This window comes from Stenotrophomonas sp. Ps181, from assembly GCF_025697425.1.
Taxonomy (GTDB): Bacteria; Pseudomonadota; Gammaproteobacteria; order Xanthomonadales; family Xanthomonadaceae; genus Stenotrophomonas; species Stenotrophomonas sepilia.
Genome location: NZ_JAHWBI010000002.1, coordinates 498,001 through 513,083 on the forward strand (window position 1 = coordinate 498,001; position 15,083 = coordinate 513,083).

Here is a 15,083-nt window from a genome sequence, read left to right on the forward strand (position 1 = left end):
CGTAAAAGCAGTGGTCTCACAAGCTGAGTGTCCGCACGCGACAGCGGTCACCGTCGATTGCCGATGCCGGAAATTGAAGAGTATGTTCGAGTGTTACCGACAGCGGTTCCAGAATTTGACGAGCTTTCAAGCGTTGAGGTTAACAGCTCATACAGGGAATGGATCGCGGCACGTTTCTCCGCTTCGTACTCGAAGAAGTTGTAATGCCGCTTCTGAACACCACTCAGGCCGTGGGATTGCAAGTGGCCACGGACTTCTTGCGACAGTCCCAGCGCAGCTAGCCGAGTCTCCACCGTGCGTCGCAGATCGCCCGGCGTGAACGGCGATGTCAGCTCTCCGGCGGCCACCATGCTGCCCACCACCGGATCCATGATTCCCCGGAATTCGTCATAGGTAGCAGGCGCCTTTCCGCCGGTGAGCGAGAACAGGTGCGGCCTGGCGCCGTCGCCGCCGCCTTCACTGTGATCATCGCCGCGCAAGACGGCGAGATCCGCAGCCATCAGCGGGAGCAGTGGCACCAGGTGCACGCGAGGCACGCGGCGACGCCCCTTGATGTCGAGCAAGCGCACGGATCCGATACCGGTGTCCGTGTCGTGATCGTGATCAGACCACTTCAGCCGCATCAGCTGTGCAATGCGCTGCCCGCCGGTCAGCAGGTGGAAGCGCACCAGAGCACCCTCCCTCCCGGGCATCGCCTCGATCCGGCGCCAGTAGGCACGAAGCTCGGCCACCGACAGAACCCGGTCGCGCGGCTGCCCGCTGTCGAGCGTGGCCAGGTCGCGCGCCGGGTTTCTGGATACGTTGAGCACGCGCAGAGCGTCGGGGGCTGCCGCATCCTGCTTCGCTGCGATCGCGGCTGCATACGCCGCCCGCAGATACGACCGGATCTTGCCGCCCTCGCGCAGCTTCTTGGCGCGCACCAGTCGCGACAGGATCGGAAGCAGGTCATCCAGCTCAAGCTCGGACGCCGGGCGCGCCCAGAGGGCTGGCCACGGATCCTCGATATGGCGCTTGATGGAAGCGCGCGTCGCGGCGGCAGAGACCTTGCCAGCGTCCTCCAAGCTCTGGACGTAGGCTGTCATCAGAGCGCCAAGTGTTGCACCAGATCGGCGTGTCGATTCGGCCAGGGCCTCAGCCTTCGCGCGGTCCGCGGCCGCTGCCTCGGCCGCGATCGCCTCGCGCAGATCCCGTTGGCCGGCCTGATACCGCCGTGACAACGCCGCCGCCGCTTCGCGTGCCGCGGTCAGCGCCAGGCCGGTGCCGATCAGCAGACGGTCGCGCTGCCCGTTGGACTTCGTGTACCTGTAGTAGAACCGCAGCTGCCCGCCGGCCAGCTTGCGCACGTCCAGACAGCCCGCGCCGCGCGGCGCCGGATCTGAGACCCATTCGCCGGCCGGCAGTGCGGCCAGTCCCTTCGCTGTAAGCATTCCCTTTGATGCGCCCATTGGTGACCGCTCGGTGACCGTTTGTCCATGGAAAGAGGTGGACGATGATGGGCGCAGGTGGTCGCACAACCTGAGAAAATCAACGACTTAGCTTAAAGCCGGGACGCCTGTGGAAGGTTGTGGAAGCCCTATAGAGGCCTCATAATCCCTTGGTTCCAGGTTCGAATCCTGGTGGGCCCACCATCGAATCAGGCACTTAGAATTATCTGCAGTGTCTTTTTCGTCGAGCCAGCGCGACCCGGTGGCATGCACAAAGCTCCGCCGCCTGAGCGAGCGTCATCAGCTTGTTAGCCTGATCCATCAGCGGCTCCCCCTTCGTTGGTCACAGCGGCTCAAGCGGGCACGAGCCTCTTCCACCCGCGCAGACCTCGGTGCAGCAGATGGAGTGTTGGAGCCAACACGCCCACGCATGGCCCAGTCGCTGGCATTGTGAACAGCCCTATACAGTTCACTCTTCTCATAGAGCTGCTTGCCCATGAAGTTCCCAGGGACAAGGCCGAGATCAGGAGCGTTCTTCCGGAGCTGGCCGGACGACTGCCGCAATAGTGCGCGGCCTCGTCAACAGTGAGCCACTCCTTGCCTGAAATATCGAAACGAAGGACCGCCAACTGCTGGCGGAGAGCTTTGATCTCCTGCAGGGAAATGTCGGGTTCAGAGGTATCCATCCAGATCTTCGCCAACGTGTCCCGACCACCCTGCCGCAGTACGGGCCGTGCCGGAACCCAGGAGATCGGCGAACGGGATTTCAGGGACAGTCACGTCGCCTCCACCAGACGTTCGCCGGGCTGTGCGCCAGTGGCCTACGCCCCTGTGCGGCCCATGGTGCTCCACGCGCACGCTCACTCACCAGTTCCGCATCAGGTACACAGCCAAACCCAGCAGCGCGCAGCAGGCCAATACCTGGATGACACCCCGTTTGAAACGGAACAGGGCCACGGCGGCGAACAGCGTGAGCAGTGCCGATGGCCAGTCGAGCGGGCCGACGAACCCCTGCGGCCAGAACACGTGGTAGCCAAAAAACAGGGCCAGGTTGAGGATCACGCCGACCACGGCGGCGGTGATGGCCGTCAACGGTGCGGTGAACTTCAGTTCGTTGTGCGTCGATTCCACCAGCGGGCCACCCGCGAGAATGAGCAGGAAAGAGGGCAGGAAGGTGAACCAGGTGACCACGCTGGCAGCCACCGCGCCAGCCAGGAATGCCTGACCAGTACCCACTGCATGCGCGGCATGCCCACCGACGAAGCCGACAAAGGCCACCACCATGATCAGCGGTCCCGGCGTGGTCTCGCCCAAGGCCAGGCCGTCAATCATCTGCGTGGGCGTCACCCAGCCGTAGTGGCCCACCGCGCCCTGGTAGACATAGGGCAGCACCGCATAGGCGCCGCCAAAGGTCAGCAGTGCGGCCTTGGTGAAGAACCAGCCCATCTGGGTCAACGTGCCTTCCCAACCATACAGCGCGATCAACACGCCCATGGGCAACGCCCATAGCGCCGCGCCTGTGGCCGCCAGCACGATCAGGCGCCGCCAGCGAAAGCGCGCATGCGCCGGCGCAGGGGTGTCGTCGTCGATCAGCGCAGGACCGAACGTCTGCTGCGGGGCACGTTGGTCGCCATCGACGCCGAACATCCGTGGGGCGAATCGTCCGCCGCAATAACCGATCAGCGCAGCACCCAGTACGATCAGCGGGAAGGGCAGGCCGAAGGCGAAAATGGCCAGAAACGAAGCAGCGGCGATCACCTGCAGCCAAGCATTCTTCAGCACGCGCGTGCCGATGCGATAGGCGGCATGCACCACGATGGCCGTGACGGCCGGCTTGATCCCGTAGAACAACCCGGCCACCACGGGCATTTCACCGAACGTCACATAGAGCCATGACAGCCCGATCAGGATGAGCAGCGAGGGCAGCACGAACAGCATCCCGGCAACCACCCCGCCCCAGGTACGGTGCATCAGCCAGCCAATGTAAGTGGCGAGTTGCTGGGCTTCCGGGCCAGGCAACAACATGCAGTAGTTCAGTGCATGCAGGAAGCGCCGTTCGGAAATCCAGCGCCGACGCTCGACCAGCTCCTGGTGCATGATCGAAATCTGGCCGGCGGGACCGCCAAAACTGATGAAGCCGAGCTTCAGCCAGAAGGCAACGGCCTCCCGGAAGCTGACCGATCGCGGTGGCTGCAGCGGATCCTGCGTGTCCTGCACTGTGTGCTTCACGTTGAGACGATTCCCTGACGAGGTTGGCCAGCCAGCCGTCAGCAATGACGGAAGTCGCGGTCAGCCGTTGATCGTCCTGGTCCGGTGCCTCCCGCATCCGGCGAGGGTACTCTCGATGCCCTGGACTGGCGTTACAGCTGCGTGCGCCGCCTCCGCCCATCAATGCTGTAGCGTCCCGCCCCGGTGCAGGCCAGCAGCAGGAAGCCACCGGCCAGGCCCAGGTTCTTCAGGAACATGATCTGCTGGGTCTGATCGGCGAAGTCGTGGTGGAAGATGAAAGCGGTGACCAGGCTGAAACCCGCGAGCACGACCGCCACCAGCCGGGTCTGCAAGCCGAGAAGGATGCACAGGCCGCTGCCGATCTCAAAGGCGATGGTCGGCCAGAGCAGGATGCCGGGTACTCCCATCGCCTCCATGTAGCCCTGGGTACCGCTGAGATCGCCGAGCTTGCCCAGCCCGGAGACCAGGAACAGGGCCATCAGCAGGATGCGCGCAAGCAGGTAGGCGAGCGAATGCGATGAAGTGCTCACGTCGATGTCCTCGGAGATGGCCGACCCGAGCGATCGGAGCCCACCGGCGGTGAAGCCTGTGTCTACGCGCCGGACAAGGCGCCTTGACAGCTGCCGCGCTGCAGTAGACCTTTCCCGCATGACGATCGATATTGAATCGCTCAGCCTTCGCGAGCTGGGTGCCCTGGTGGTTGCCGCTGAACAGCGGAAACAGCTGATTTCCAGCCGCCGTCCGGCCAGTGCGGTGCGGCGGATGCTGAAGGCCGCCGCCGCCGAAGCCGGCTATACCCTTGAAGAACTCTTTGGTGGCCAAGCCTCGGAAACACCTGCGCCCGCCCGCAAACCCGCCCGCCGTAGATCCGGCAAAGTCGCACCCAAGTATCGCGACCCGGAATACAAGCGCCTGACCTGGACCGGTCGCGGGCGCATGCCGCGCTGGTTGGTGTCCAAGGTGTCAATGGGCCACAAGGTCACCGATTTCCTGATTCCTGGCTTGGCCAGGCCGACCGCTGGCAAGACCAGCACCATCGGCAAGCGGACCGTCATCAAGAAGGGATGAGGCTGCAGCACTGCTACCCTGCCCGGGTCTTTCAAAGGAGCACGGGATGGCACACGAGAGTGGCATGACGATCACGCCGAAAGTCCTGCACACAGCCGCAGGCGCGGCCGTGCTGGTCAGCCTGCTGGCCTGGGCGGTGGAATGGAGCGGGATGGCCTATGTCTGCCCGTACTGCCGCGTGCAGCGAACGGTCATCGGCGTGCTCGGCCTGCTGACGCTGTTCGCGCGCCCGGGGAGCCTCATCGTGCCCTGGTTGTCGTACACAGCGGGTGGCTTCGCCTTCGTGGTCGCAGCGATGCAGCACTTCAACGGCTGGAAACGCATTTCCGCCGGTGATTTCACTTTCAATGAGCAGTGGTACATCGACCCTTGGCTGTTGTCGGGCTGCGCAATGCTGATCCTGGTGGCGCAGCTGATGCTGGTGCAGGCCGCCTGCCGGCGCAGGTTGCGCTGAAGACTCCGCGCGGGGCGCAGCGCTAGGCGTGCTGGAACACCGCCAGCTGCGCGGCGAACGCACGCTGATAGGCGGGCCGCTGCGTCGCGCGGGCCACATAGGCGGCCACCGTCGGATACTCGTCGAGCAACCCGCTGCTCTTCAGGCGCAGCAGCACCGAGACCATCATCAGGTCGCCCACGCTGAACTCGCCGTCCAGCCACAGCGCCTTGGCCAGCCATGTCGACAGTTGCGCCAGTCGCGCCCGAACCCGCTCATCCAGCATCGGCAGCCGTTGCGCGTACCACGGCTGCTCGCGCTCCAGCACCCAGGCCATGGAGCGCTCAACGATGGGTGGTTCCACCGTGTTCAGCGCAGCGAACACCCACATGAGCGCGCGCATGCGGGCGTCCGGATCGCGCGGCAGCAGGCCGGGGTGCTGTTCGGCCAGGTGCAGGACGATGGCGCCGGATTCGAACAGGGTCCGGTCGCCCTCCTGCCAGGTGGGAATCTGCCCGAACGGATTCCGTGCCAGGTGTGCAGGCTGCTTCATCTCGGCGAAGGTGAGCAGTTGTACGTCGTAGGCTACGGCCAGCTCCTCCAGTGCCCAGCGCACGCGCATGTCACGGGCCAGGCCCTGGCCGCGGTCGGGGGAGGTGGCGAAGGCGGTGAGGATGGGAGGCATGGGAGCAGTCCGCAGTCAAGGATGGCTTTGATGGTCTGACGAGCGAGTGTGCCGAAAATCGACATGGGGGCGGTGCCCTGCACGTCGCCTGCACGTGTCCTGCACGCACGCACCGTCGCCGATCCATCAGTCTGCCGGGGTCATCCGCAGAGACAGGTAGCAGGCATGAATACTCCCGGAAAACCGAAACCCAGTTGGCGCCAGAGAAACGTGCTGATGGGAGCACTCGTTGCGGTCCTGGTGATCGTGCTGATCATCCTCTTCGTCCCTTGGTGACCCTGCCCAGGATCGCTCGATGTGATCCACGCGCCACCGCCGCGTGAAAAAGTCAGTGCGGGTTGGGTGACGTGATGTGCGTATCAATCGTTGCTCACCCGGGAACCACAGGGGCGTGTCCAGAGTGGATCCGCAGGCAGCGCAGTCGAGGCTGCTTTTCTCCCCTGAAACGAAGATACAGGAGCAACGCCATGAGCACCCAGTCCACCATCGAACATCGCCTCAACGACCTGATCGAGATCGCTCGTGACGGCAAGTCGTTCTACGAAGAGGCCGCAACCAAGGTGAAGGATGCCGAGCTGTCGGCCTTGTTCACCCGTATCGCCGGCGTCAAGGGCCGCATCGTCGCGGCGCTGAGCGGTTCGGTGGCTGCCAGCGGCGGCAAGCCGGCCGAGCATGGCACCGTGGTGGGTTCGATGCAGCAGTTCTACGGCAAGGTGCGTGCAGCCTTCGGTGACACCAACTATGGCTATGTGGCCGAGCTGGAAGAATCGGAAGACCGCCTGCTGGGCGCGTTCAAGGACGTGCTGAAGGACAACGAGCTTCCGCCGGCGGTACGTCAGGAAGTCACCCAGCTGTTGCCGGAAGTGCAGGAGTGCCACAACGTGATGCGCGCGCGCAAGCATGCGATGAAGGCGGCCTGACGATCAGCGGCGGCCCACTCCCCAGGGCCGCCGCGGCCGGGGCGGCACCGCTGCCCCGGCCACCCTGAATCGGTCGCTGCTACACTCTTGCTGGTCCCGCACTGCCAACGATCAGCACCATGAACAACGGGAACGGTCCGCAGACAGTTCGCTGAGCCGCAACAACGACGCAGACGTTGTTGCGGTGAACATCCCTGCGATGCATGCGAAGTGGATGGATCACCGCCGGACTCACTCTTGGCGGAGACTCCCCATGCTCAATCGACAGGCCCCGCGTTGGGCCCATTCGCTGCCGTCGGCGCTTGTCCTGATGGCGCCGTTCGATATCCTGGCCTCGCTGGCCATGGATATCTATCTACCTGTAGTGCCCTTGATGCCCAGCGCGTTGGACGCATCGCCTGCGCGGGTGCAGTTGACGCTGAGCATCTACCTGCTGGTGCTGGGCCTGGGCCAGTTGTTGTTCGGCCCGTTGTCCGACCGGATCGGGCGCCGCCCGGTGCTGTTGCTGGGGGCGCTGCTGTTCACTGTCGCCTCGTTTGCGCTGGCGCTGTCCAGCAACAGCGTGATCTTCCTGGCCTGGCGCACAGTGCAGGCGATTGGCGCGTCGGCAGCGCTGGTAGCGACGTTTGCCACCGTCCGCGACGTGTACGCGGATGCACCGCAGGGGGCGTCCTTGTATGGACTGTTCGCTTCGATGCTGGCCTTCGTACCGGCGCTGGGGCCGATGCTGGGCGCACTGGTGGCTGCGGCAGCAGGCTGGCGCGCGATCTTCGTGCTGCTGGGTGTGCTTGGCCTGATCGCCGGCCTGCGCGCGCAACGCCAGTGGCAGGAAACCCGACCCGCAGGGCGCAGAGGCGCTGGACCGGCACTGCAGAAAATTCTTCGCAGTGGTGCCTTCTGGGTCTACACGCTGGGATTCAGTGCCGCGATGGGTACGTTCTTCGTGTTCTTCTCGATCGCACCGCGCGTGCTGGTCGAGCGCATGCAGTACTCCCAGATCACCTTCAGCCTGGCGTTCGCGACGGTGGCACTGGTGATGATCCTCACGTCGCGCGTGGCAAAGACGTTCATTGCACGCTGGGCAGTGCCTGGCACTTTCGTGCGTGGCCTGTGCGTGATGGTGGTGGGTGTGCTGGTGATGGCGCTCGCTGCGAAGTTGCCACGGTCATTCGCCAGCGTCGTGCTGCCCATGTGGGGCATCGCGGTGGGGCTGGTGATGGTGGTTTCGGTGGCTGCCAACGGCGCGTTGAGTGAATTTGCCGATGCGTCGGGTACGGCGGTGGCGCTCTACTACGCGATGCAGAGCCTGCTCGTGGCCTGCTTCGGGACACTGGCTACGGTGCTGCTGCCGGGCGATACGGTATGGCCGCTGGTGGCCTATGGGCTGTTGCTGCCAGTGGCCAGCCTGGTCGCCGCGGCGATGTTGCGCGGCCGCCGCTAGCCTCGGCCGGTGGAAAAAAGGGGCGGCCATGAGGCCGCCCCAATCCTTCATGAGAACAGGTGACTGGAACTAGAAGCGTACCGACCAGCGCACGTTGGCGCTGTGGTCGCGGCTTTCATTGCCGAACTGGCCGCTGTAGCCCAGCTCCAGCTGCTGGCGCGCGGTCAGCCAGGCCGACAGGCCCAGTTCGGCCACCACCGCGTTGTCGGCAATCGGTGCGCCATTGACCGCAAATGCCGTGCTACCGTTGGCGAAGGCCAAGTTGGCGACCTGGCTGCGATCACCGGAAGCGCGGCGATAGCCGACGCCACCGCGCAGGTGCAGCCAGCTCTCCTGCTGGAACGAAGCCTTCAGTCCCTTGTCGAAGCGCAGGCCGGCAGTGGCAATCGTGGTTCCGGTATCGTCCACCTTGCCCTGCAGTGCCGCCGCTCCACCGCGTTCGTTGACGCGCTTGAGATCCACTTCGACGCGTGCGACCTGCAGGTAGGGCTCCAGCCCGGCTTCCGGGCCACCGAAGCGGTAGCCGGCTTCGATGAAGGCCTGGCGGGTACGGGCGTCGTAGCGCGCGCTCAGGCTGTCGCTGAAGCCTGCGAAGGCGACGTCACGCGTACTCTTCACCTCGTGCTTGCTCCACGCCACACCGCCACGCAGGCCGAAACCGCCCCAGTTGTGGCTGGCGTAGGCACCGAAGTGCGTGTTGTCGATCTTCGACTTGGCGCGACGCTCCTGCTGCTTCACGTCGGTGCGGCCCGTGCCGGCCAGCACGCCGACCTGCCAGCCGGAGAACTCGCGGTCGATGCCGACCAGCAGGCCGTTGCTGTTGGCTTCGGTGCGGGCAGTGTTGACGTCTCCGTCCAGCTTGCCGTTGCCACCGATGGCCTGCACCCACGCACCCGTCGCATCAGCCACGTCGCTACCGGGCGCGGCGGCGCCGGCATGGCGCGATAACGCGGCATCGCGCACGTAGCGGCTGCCCTCGACCAGGGCGAGGGCCGTGGCCGGATGCAGCTCGCCGCTGAGGCCATCGAGCACGCCTCCGACCTGCTGCGGGAACAGCTGGGTCAGCGGTTTGGGCAGGCCCTGGGCGATCGGCAGCAGGTCGGCGGCGGCCGCCACGGCACGCTGGTTGGGCGTGTGCGCGGCGGTGGTCAGCGATGCACCACGGGCCACATCGATGCGCGTGCCGTTGGCGCCGTAGGCCAGGCTGAACTGCAGGAACGGGGAGAACGCGCTGAAGTCGGTCCTGGCGAACTGCCCGTTGACGCCTCCGTCGGCCCGCAGGAAGTTGAACTGCTCGCCCAGGTAGTACACGCCCGGTTCCGGCAGCGCGACCAGCGTGCCGCCAAGGGTGGCGGTGCCGGTCACGTGCAACTGGTCACTGCGGCCACCCGGGGCCAGCTCGGCGGCATAGACGCCGGTTGCGCCCTGCACGTAGTTGCCGTTGATGGTCAGCGTGCCGATCGAGTTGCCCGGCGCGATGATGCCGTCCACGCGGGTATTGCCGAGCGTGCCGACGCCCTTCAGCAGGCCATTGGCACCGACCGTGGTGGTGCCGCCGGCCTGCGTGCCGTTGAAGGACACCACGCCGCCGTTGATCACCAGGTTGCTGTTGTTCAGCACGCCGCTGGCGCTGACCGTGCTCACGCCACCGGTAGTGGTCAGTGCGGTGGAGACCAGGCTGCCGTTGAGCAGCAACTGACCGCCCTGTACTTCGACCGCCGAGGCAAGCGTGTTGGCGCCGTTCAATTCCAGCGTACCGTCCTGCAGTACCGCGCCGTTGAAGCTGTTGTTGCCGCTCAGGCGCAGCCAGCCGATACCGGATTTGGTCAGCTTGCCAAGGCCACCGATGTCGTTGGTCCAGTTGTCCCAGGCATCGCCTTCCCAGACTTTCAGGCCGCCGGCCTTCTGGTTCATCACCACGTTGGTGTCCACGCGCAGCGAGCCATAGCCTTCGATGGCCTTCTTCAGATCCACCATGCCCCAGCCGTAGATCGGATCGATGCCTGCTGCACCCAGGTCGCGTGCGGTGGTCAGCAGTACGTCGCGGACCTGGGCGTTGTCCAGATAGGGGAAGCGCTCCATCAGCAGGCCGAGCGCGCCGGTAATGTGCGGCGCCGCCATCGACGTACCCGTCTTGGTGCCATAGACATACTGGGTGTTCTCGCTGTCGATGATCAGCCGCACGTAGGCGGAGGTGTTTTCGATGCGGCCCTGGATATCACCGGAAACGATGGTGCTGACGATGTCGGTACCGGGTGCCGAGATGCACCAGTTGGCGGCAACGCCGCAGATGCTGGAACTGCCATCGATCACGTAGTCCGTTTCGCCCGCAGCGGCGTTGGGCCGGCGGACGTTGGCGACCGCCAGCCAGTACGGTTCCAGTTCGGGCTTCCAGCGCGGCATGGCGGCCGTGATTCCGGCGACGGCGCCGCTGCCGTTGCCAGCCGACCACACCTGGATGAGGGTGGAGCCCGGAGTATCGCCATTGCTGGCGTAGATGCTGCCGTACACGCCGTAGTCGGCACCGATGCTGGCGTACTGCTGGTCCAGCGCGGCGGCGGTCATGTTGCGCGTGGAAATGCCCCAGCTGTGGTTGATGGCACGCACGCCCTGCGCCTGGATCTGTGCATACATGTCCAGCGTGGCGGCGTCATCCGGATCGGTGCGGTACACCGCGCGCGGGCGATAGTAGTTGTCCGGATCCAGGCGCCACTCATAGTAGGTGTCGCCAAACACGCGGGCAGCGGTGAGATCCGCACCAAAGGCCACGCCATGCATGCCGTTGCCATTGCGGTTGGCGCCGATGGTGCCAAGCACATGCGTTCCGTGGTCGGCATAGCTGAAGCCATAGGGCTGGCCGGCGGCGATCAGACGTGCCGCGAGTGCGGCCGGAACGCCGGCACCGAGGCCGTAGTAGTTGTAGCCGGGCTGTTCGCCGCGCGTCTGCCCGCAGGCACCGGTCCCGGCGACCACACCCGGCGTCGCACAGTCGGCACCGATGGTGATGCTGGAGGTATTGCGTCCTGCAAACTCCGGATGCGCCAGCGCGGAGCCCGAGTCGAACAGCGCCAGGCGTACGCCCTTGCCGGTCAGGCCGCGTGCATAGGCGTAGTCCGCGCCCATCGCGCCCAGGCCCCAATCGGCGTTGAATTCATCGCTGCGCCAGCTGGCGGGATCGCCGGCGGTGCCAAGAACGGCGGTACTGCTGGCGGCAGGTGCAGCGGTTGTCGCTGCGGGTGCCGTAATGGCAGCGGGCTGCGCCCACGCGGCCTGCAGCTGGCGCTGCTGCTGCCAGGCCTCGAGTGATTCGCTGGCTATGGCTGGCAGGGCGGTGGCCAGCAGCAGCGAGCTGGCGACGGCAAGCGCCAGCGGGCGGTGCGACAGGGAGCGGGACGAACGGCCATACAGCGGGTGATTCATCGGACAACTTCCTTGGTTGACGGACATCAAGGCCGTTAACGGCAAGGCAAGGCGACATCCCCCAGTGATGTGAAGACAATTTTATGAACGCGTTAATTTTCTGTGACGGGCATCTGCGGCGGCTCCGCCGGGCAGCGCACCGTGACCTCTTTCCGAGGCGCTGGAGCCGTCTTGCCGGGGCCGGTGGCGGGTCCGACGCGCTGCCGCACAACCCGCCGGACGAGCGCGGCAATTCCCCGATCCTGCCGTGGCGCAGCCGGGATGAGCTGGCCGCGCCGCTGCGTGTGCTGGGTCTGCTGCAACACTGCGTCGAGCCGCAGCCGCCTTCACCCGGCGTCCTGTGTGCAGCGCTATGGTGGCCTGGCCTGGGCTCACCAGGCTTATCAAGGAGTGATGTCGATGCGTACTTTCAGGAAAGTGATCGCCGGTGCTGTGTTCGCGTTGGCCTGCAGCGGCTCGGTGGCCGTGGCCGGACCGGTCCAGCCCTGCGATCTGCCCTGCTGGAAGGCTTACCAGGCGTGTGTATCCGGTGGTGGTGATGCCATGGAATGCCAGTACGAATACGATCGATGTGTCATGGAGCGCTGCGGCGCGGTGTAAGCCCGGCCATGCTCGGCTGAAGACGGGCCCCGTCCGTGGCGGGGCTCTTCTGTTCGTGCGCGAGGTCGGGCAGTCTCGACGCATTCTTCCTGCTGGAGTGGAACATGGCCGTCAAGCGTGTCGTCGCCAACATCGCCACGCCCGATCCCGCACGTGCCGCGGCGTTCTATGGCGAGCTCCTCGGCATGCCGGTGGTGATGGACCATGGCTGGATCGTCACCCACGGCGGGCAGGGCAGTGCGCTGGCGCAGGTCAGCTTCGCCAGTGAAGGAGGCTCCGGCACGCCAGTGCCGGACCTGTCGATCGAAGTGGACAATCTGCAGGACGTGCTGGAGCGCATGCGCGCGGCGGGCATTGCGCTGGAATATGGCCCGGCCGACGAACCCTGGGGCGTGCGGCGCTTCTTCGTCCGCGATCCGTTCGGTCGCTTGCTGAACATCCTCGCCCACGCCTGAGCGGTGGATAGTGCCTCAGCCGCGCCTGGTGGCGCGCGCGGGGCGAGGTGACACGCCAACCATGCGTAGGCAATCGGCCACCACCGCCGCAATGAAGGTGTCCGCGTCCTGCGCGGGCGCAGCGATCAGGTCATCGGTGGCCACGCAGGCGCGCGCGCTGATCCTGCAGCCGCCGTCATCCCTGCCCGGGACGTAGACGCTGGCCTGGCATCGCGGCGCGATGGCCAGCGGCTCCGGCTGGGCGATGACCGTCTCCGGCGTGCTGGCCCTGCTCGCGGCACCCGGGCTGCTCCGGCAGCGCAGACGCGCCTGAACGCGCCGCGGTCAGCCCTGCTGGCGTTGTGGACCGTCCCTCGTTGGCGTCGCTTCGGCCCCCTGCCGCTGCTGCTGCCGTGCATTGGCATGGCGAGCGTGCCCGCCTTCGCGACCGATCGCTGCCATATGCCGGCGGTTGCGGCTGATCGCCTCGCCGCCCTTGCGGCCGGCCACGCGTGCCTCGGCCGGGCTGAACTCATGTGCATTGCCGGACGCATGCGCGGCGCGTCCCCCCTTTGCGGCGATCGCACGCTGCTTGTCCTGGTCCATCGAGGCGAAGCCACGATGGGAAGTGCCGTGGTGCTGGTCGGCCATGGGAAGTCTCCCGTTGCATGGAAGGGAAGCTCATCCTTGCCGCTGCCCGGCTAAGGGAGTGTCCGCACCGGCGTTGCTGCCTTCACGCCGCACCGTGCTGCCTTTCACGGCGCAAGTACCCTGCTGCGCGCACCGCCCTGCTTGGCCAGGGCGGGCGAACATGGGGTTGGCTGCCCGCACAGGGAAGGACCATCCACAGATTCGGATGGCTTGTCTTGCTGGCCTGCGCTGCGCCGGCCCAGGCGGACTGCGCGTGACCAACGGCAGCTGGACCTTCGTCAGCGAAATCGAGATGGCCGCCGAGCAGGAGCGCGTCAGCGCCGGCGCGCGTCCTGCAGGCGCTGGGTGAAGGGGCGCTGTTCGAGCGCGGCGAGTGCTTCGCGCAGTACCTGCTCCAGCGGCTGCCCCAGATCGGCATCGAGGCTGCGCGCCGCTACGGCAGTGGCCTGCCATTGCGCCTGCAGCGCAGGCAGCGCCCGCTGCGCGCGCGGGCTCAGCTGCAGGATGCGTTCACGTCCATCGTCGCCGCTGGCCGCGTGCAGCCAGCCATCGCGCACCATCGCCGCCACGGTCTGGCTGAGCGCCGAATGGCTGAGCCCGCAGGCCGATGCCAGGTCCTTGATCCGGCAGGGGCCCCGCGCCATCAGCGTGCGCAGCACCGGTGTGTAGCGGGGCCGGTAGTCCAGTTGCAGGTCCCGGTAGGCCTGCTCGACCGCCGGGTCCAGCTGGTCGAGCAGGGCGCGCAGCAACGTGCCGAGCGTGGCGTGTTGGAGATCCATGACCGGGATGATATATAAGTGCTTATATATCTTCAACGCGGAGGTGGTTGATGGCAGTGTCCTGGATGCTCGGTGCGTTGCTGGTAGCGGCCTGCCCGGCGCAGGATGGAGTGCTGCGCGCGGCGGCCACCGCCGTGCAGGCGCAGTACCTTGACGAGGCGGAGGGCGCCCGTATCGCCGATGCCCTGCGCACCTGGTCGATGCAGCAGCGCTATGCGGACAGCTGTTCGGATCCGGTTGCGTTCAGCGCACGCCTGAACCAGGACCTGGACATGTTCGATGGCCACTTCCACGTTGAACGCGTGGACGCAGCGGCCGGCCAGGACGACTGGTTGATGGCCTGGCGCGCCGATGCCCGCAGCAATGGTGCCGGCGTGCGCGAGGTGCGGGTGATGGAGGGCAACATTGGCTACCTGCGACTGAGTACCTTCTATCCGCTGGATCTGGCGCGCCCGAAGTTCGCTGCGGCCCTTACCGTGCTGGCTGACACCGATGGCCTGGTGCTGGATCTGCGCCAGAACGGGGGCGGCGACGATGCAAGTGCCGACCTGCTGGTACGCACGCTGCTGGACGCGAAGATCGACGCGGTGCAGCAGCTGGACCAGCGCGGCCGGCGCACGCCGGTACCGCTGCCGCCTGCCAGCCTGCCTGCGTACCTGAAACCGCTGGTGGTGCTGATCGACCGCCGCACCGCTTCGGCGGCCGAATTCGTCGCCTATTCGCTGCAGGCACTGGGCCGCGCGCGGATTGTCGGCACGCGCAGTGGCGGTGCCGCGCATATGTTTGGTGATCCTGTGCTTCTGCCCGATGGCTATCAGATCAGTATTCCCGACCGGCAACCCATCAATCTGCGCACCGGTGGCAACTGGGAACGTACTGGCGTGAGGCCTGATGTGGCCGGCGGCGACGATCCGCTGTTCATCGCGCGGCAACTGCTGGCGCCTGCGAAGTCGTCAAGATGAACGCACGATTGCATGGCTGTCCTATCGCGGATGCGCG

At 66.0% G+C, this 15,083-nt stretch carries 14 protein-coding genes and 1 pseudogene; 7 read left to right on the plus strand and 8 right to left on the minus strand.

The features are described from left to right. Positions 1-47 precede the first annotated feature (47 nt). The 3 genes from KXV01_RS05990 to KXV01_RS06000 form a co-directional block, all read right to left on the minus strand. Positions 48-1,445: a hypothetical protein gene (locus KXV01_RS05990; RefSeq protein ID WP_263467597.1), complete on the minus strand. Its 1,398-nt coding sequence runs from the start codon at positions 1,443-1,445 to the stop codon at positions 48-50. An 843-nt stretch (positions 1,446-2,288) separates the two neighbouring features. Next, positions 2,289-3,620, minus strand: a complete 1,332-nt coding sequence (chrA, locus tag KXV01_RS05995) for a chromate efflux transporter (protein ID WP_309250490.1) — start codon at positions 3,618-3,620, stop codon at positions 2,289-2,291. Positions 3,621-3,784: 164 nt separating this feature from the next. After that, positions 3,785-4,183, minus strand: a complete 399-nt coding sequence (locus KXV01_RS06000; RefSeq protein WP_049411940.1) for a DoxX family protein — start codon at positions 4,181-4,183, stop codon at positions 3,785-3,787. Between the two features lie 118 nt (positions 4,184-4,301). Between KXV01_RS06000 and KXV01_RS06005 the strand changes: the two genes are divergently transcribed. Then, positions 4,302-4,721 (plus strand): H-NS histone family protein, encoded by a 420-nt coding sequence (locus KXV01_RS06005; RefSeq protein WP_317987335.1) that lies wholly within the window; start codon positions 4,302-4,304, stop codon positions 4,719-4,721. Positions 4,722-4,767: 46 nt separating this feature from the next. Then, a complete protein-coding gene (locus KXV01_RS06010; protein WP_049411944.1) occupies positions 4,768-5,175 on the plus strand; it encodes a hypothetical protein in 408 nt (135 codons plus the stop codon). A gap of 22 nt (positions 5,176-5,197) precedes the next feature. Here the strand turns inward: KXV01_RS06010 and KXV01_RS06015 are convergent, their stop codons facing one another. After that, positions 5,198-5,839, minus strand: a complete 642-nt coding sequence (locus tag KXV01_RS06015; protein ID WP_049438521.1) for a glutathione S-transferase family protein — start codon at positions 5,837-5,839, stop codon at positions 5,198-5,200. A gap of 467 nt (positions 5,840-6,306) precedes the next feature. On the opposite strand from KXV01_RS06015, the gene KXV01_RS06020 reads away from it, so the two are divergent. Together KXV01_RS06020 and cml are read left to right on the plus strand one after the other, a co-directional pair. After that, positions 6,307-6,759, plus strand: a complete 453-nt coding sequence (locus KXV01_RS06020) for a PA2169 family four-helix-bundle protein (protein ID WP_005419568.1) — start codon at positions 6,307-6,309, stop codon at positions 6,757-6,759. A gap of 253 nt (positions 6,760-7,012) precedes the next feature. Next, entirely contained in the window at positions 7,013-8,200 is a 1,188-nt protein-coding gene (cml, locus tag KXV01_RS06025; protein ID WP_099494898.1) for a CmlA/FloR family chloramphenicol efflux MFS transporter, read from the plus strand. 69 nt (positions 8,201-8,269) lie between these two features. Here cml and KXV01_RS06030 read toward each other — a convergent pair whose 3' ends face one another. Next, the gene (locus KXV01_RS06030; RefSeq protein ID WP_099494899.1) at positions 8,270-11,620 is read right to left on the minus strand and encodes an autotransporter serine protease; all 3,351 of its coding nucleotides are present in this window, start codon (positions 11,618-11,620) and stop codon (positions 8,270-8,272) included. A 399-nt stretch (positions 11,621-12,019) separates the two neighbouring features. Here KXV01_RS06030 and KXV01_RS20000 point away from each other — a divergent pair, with 399 nt between their 5' ends. Together KXV01_RS20000 and KXV01_RS06035 are read left to right on the plus strand one after the other, a co-directional pair. Then, the gene (locus KXV01_RS20000; RefSeq protein ID WP_049411972.1) at positions 12,020-12,220 is read left to right on the plus strand and encodes a hypothetical protein; all 201 of its coding nucleotides are present in this window, start codon (positions 12,020-12,022) and stop codon (positions 12,218-12,220) included. Positions 12,221-12,324: 104 nt separating this feature from the next. Continuing rightward, positions 12,325-12,675, plus strand: coding sequence for a VOC family protein (locus KXV01_RS06035; RefSeq protein ID WP_049411953.1), 351 nt, complete (start codon positions 12,325-12,327; stop codon positions 12,673-12,675). Positions 12,676-12,690: 15 nt separating this feature from the next. Here the strand turns inward: KXV01_RS06035 and KXV01_RS20005 are convergent. The 3 genes and pseudogenes from KXV01_RS20005 to KXV01_RS06045 all read right to left on the minus strand — a co-directional run. Further along, positions 12,691-12,816, minus strand: a pseudogene (locus KXV01_RS20005) (TetR/AcrR family transcriptional regulator); the annotation flags it as partial. 183 nt (positions 12,817-12,999) lie between these two features. Further along, positions 13,000-13,305 carry a KGG domain-containing protein gene (locus KXV01_RS06040; protein WP_111096736.1) on the minus strand — a complete coding sequence of 102 codons (306 nt, stop codon included), beginning with the start codon at positions 13,303-13,305 and terminating at the stop codon, positions 13,000-13,002. A 314-nt stretch (positions 13,306-13,619) separates the two neighbouring features. Then, positions 13,620-14,084, minus strand: coding sequence for a MarR family transcriptional regulator (locus KXV01_RS06045; RefSeq protein WP_049411958.1), 465 nt, complete (start codon positions 14,082-14,084; stop codon positions 13,620-13,622). Positions 14,085-14,134: 50 nt separating this feature from the next. Between KXV01_RS06045 and KXV01_RS06050 the strand changes: the two genes are divergently transcribed. Next, positions 14,135-15,046: a S41 family peptidase gene (locus KXV01_RS06050; RefSeq protein WP_099494900.1), complete on the plus strand. Its 912-nt coding sequence runs from the start codon at positions 14,135-14,137 to the stop codon at positions 15,044-15,046. The last annotated feature ends 37 nt before the right edge of the window (positions 15,047-15,083 follow it).

What these genes read in the sequence shown, in the direction of transcription:
- KXV01_RS06020 (WP_005419568.1), top strand. Translation starts at nt 6,307, where the DNA reads ATGAGCACCCAGTCCACCATCGAACATCGCCTCAACGACCTGATCGAG.
- cml (WP_099494898.1), top strand. Translation starts at nt 7,013, where the DNA reads ATGCTCAATCGACAGGCCCCGCGTTGGGCCCATTCGCTGCCGTCGGCG.
- KXV01_RS06045 (WP_049411958.1), bottom strand. Translation starts at nt 14,084, where the DNA reads ATGGATCTCCAACACGCCACGCTCGGCACGTTGCTGCGCGCCCTGCTC.
- KXV01_RS05990 (WP_263467597.1), bottom strand. Translation starts at nt 1,445, where the DNA reads ATGGGCGCATCAAAGGGAATGCTTACAGCGAAGGGACTGGCCGCACTG.
- KXV01_RS06050 (WP_099494900.1), top strand. Translation starts at nt 14,135, where the DNA reads ATGGCAGTGTCCTGGATGCTCGGTGCGTTGCTGGTAGCGGCCTGCCCG.
- KXV01_RS06015 (WP_049438521.1), bottom strand. Translation starts at nt 5,839, where the DNA reads ATGCCTCCCATCCTCACCGCCTTCGCCACCTCCCCCGACCGCGGCCAG.
- KXV01_RS06030 (WP_099494899.1), bottom strand. Translation starts at nt 11,620, where the DNA reads ATGAATCACCCGCTGTATGGCCGTTCGTCCCGCTCCCTGTCGCACCGC.
- KXV01_RS06040 (WP_111096736.1), bottom strand. Translation starts at nt 13,305, where the DNA reads ATGGCCGACCAGCACCACGGCACTTCCCATCGTGGCTTCGCCTCGATG.
- KXV01_RS06035 (WP_049411953.1), top strand. Translation starts at nt 12,325, where the DNA reads ATGGCCGTCAAGCGTGTCGTCGCCAACATCGCCACGCCCGATCCCGCA.
- KXV01_RS20000 (WP_049411972.1), top strand. Translation starts at nt 12,020, where the DNA reads ATGCGTACTTTCAGGAAAGTGATCGCCGGTGCTGTGTTCGCGTTGGCC.
- KXV01_RS06010 (WP_049411944.1), top strand. Translation starts at nt 4,768, where the DNA reads ATGGCACACGAGAGTGGCATGACGATCACGCCGAAAGTCCTGCACACA.
- KXV01_RS06005 (WP_317987335.1), top strand. Translation starts at nt 4,302, where the DNA reads ATGACGATCGATATTGAATCGCTCAGCCTTCGCGAGCTGGGTGCCCTG.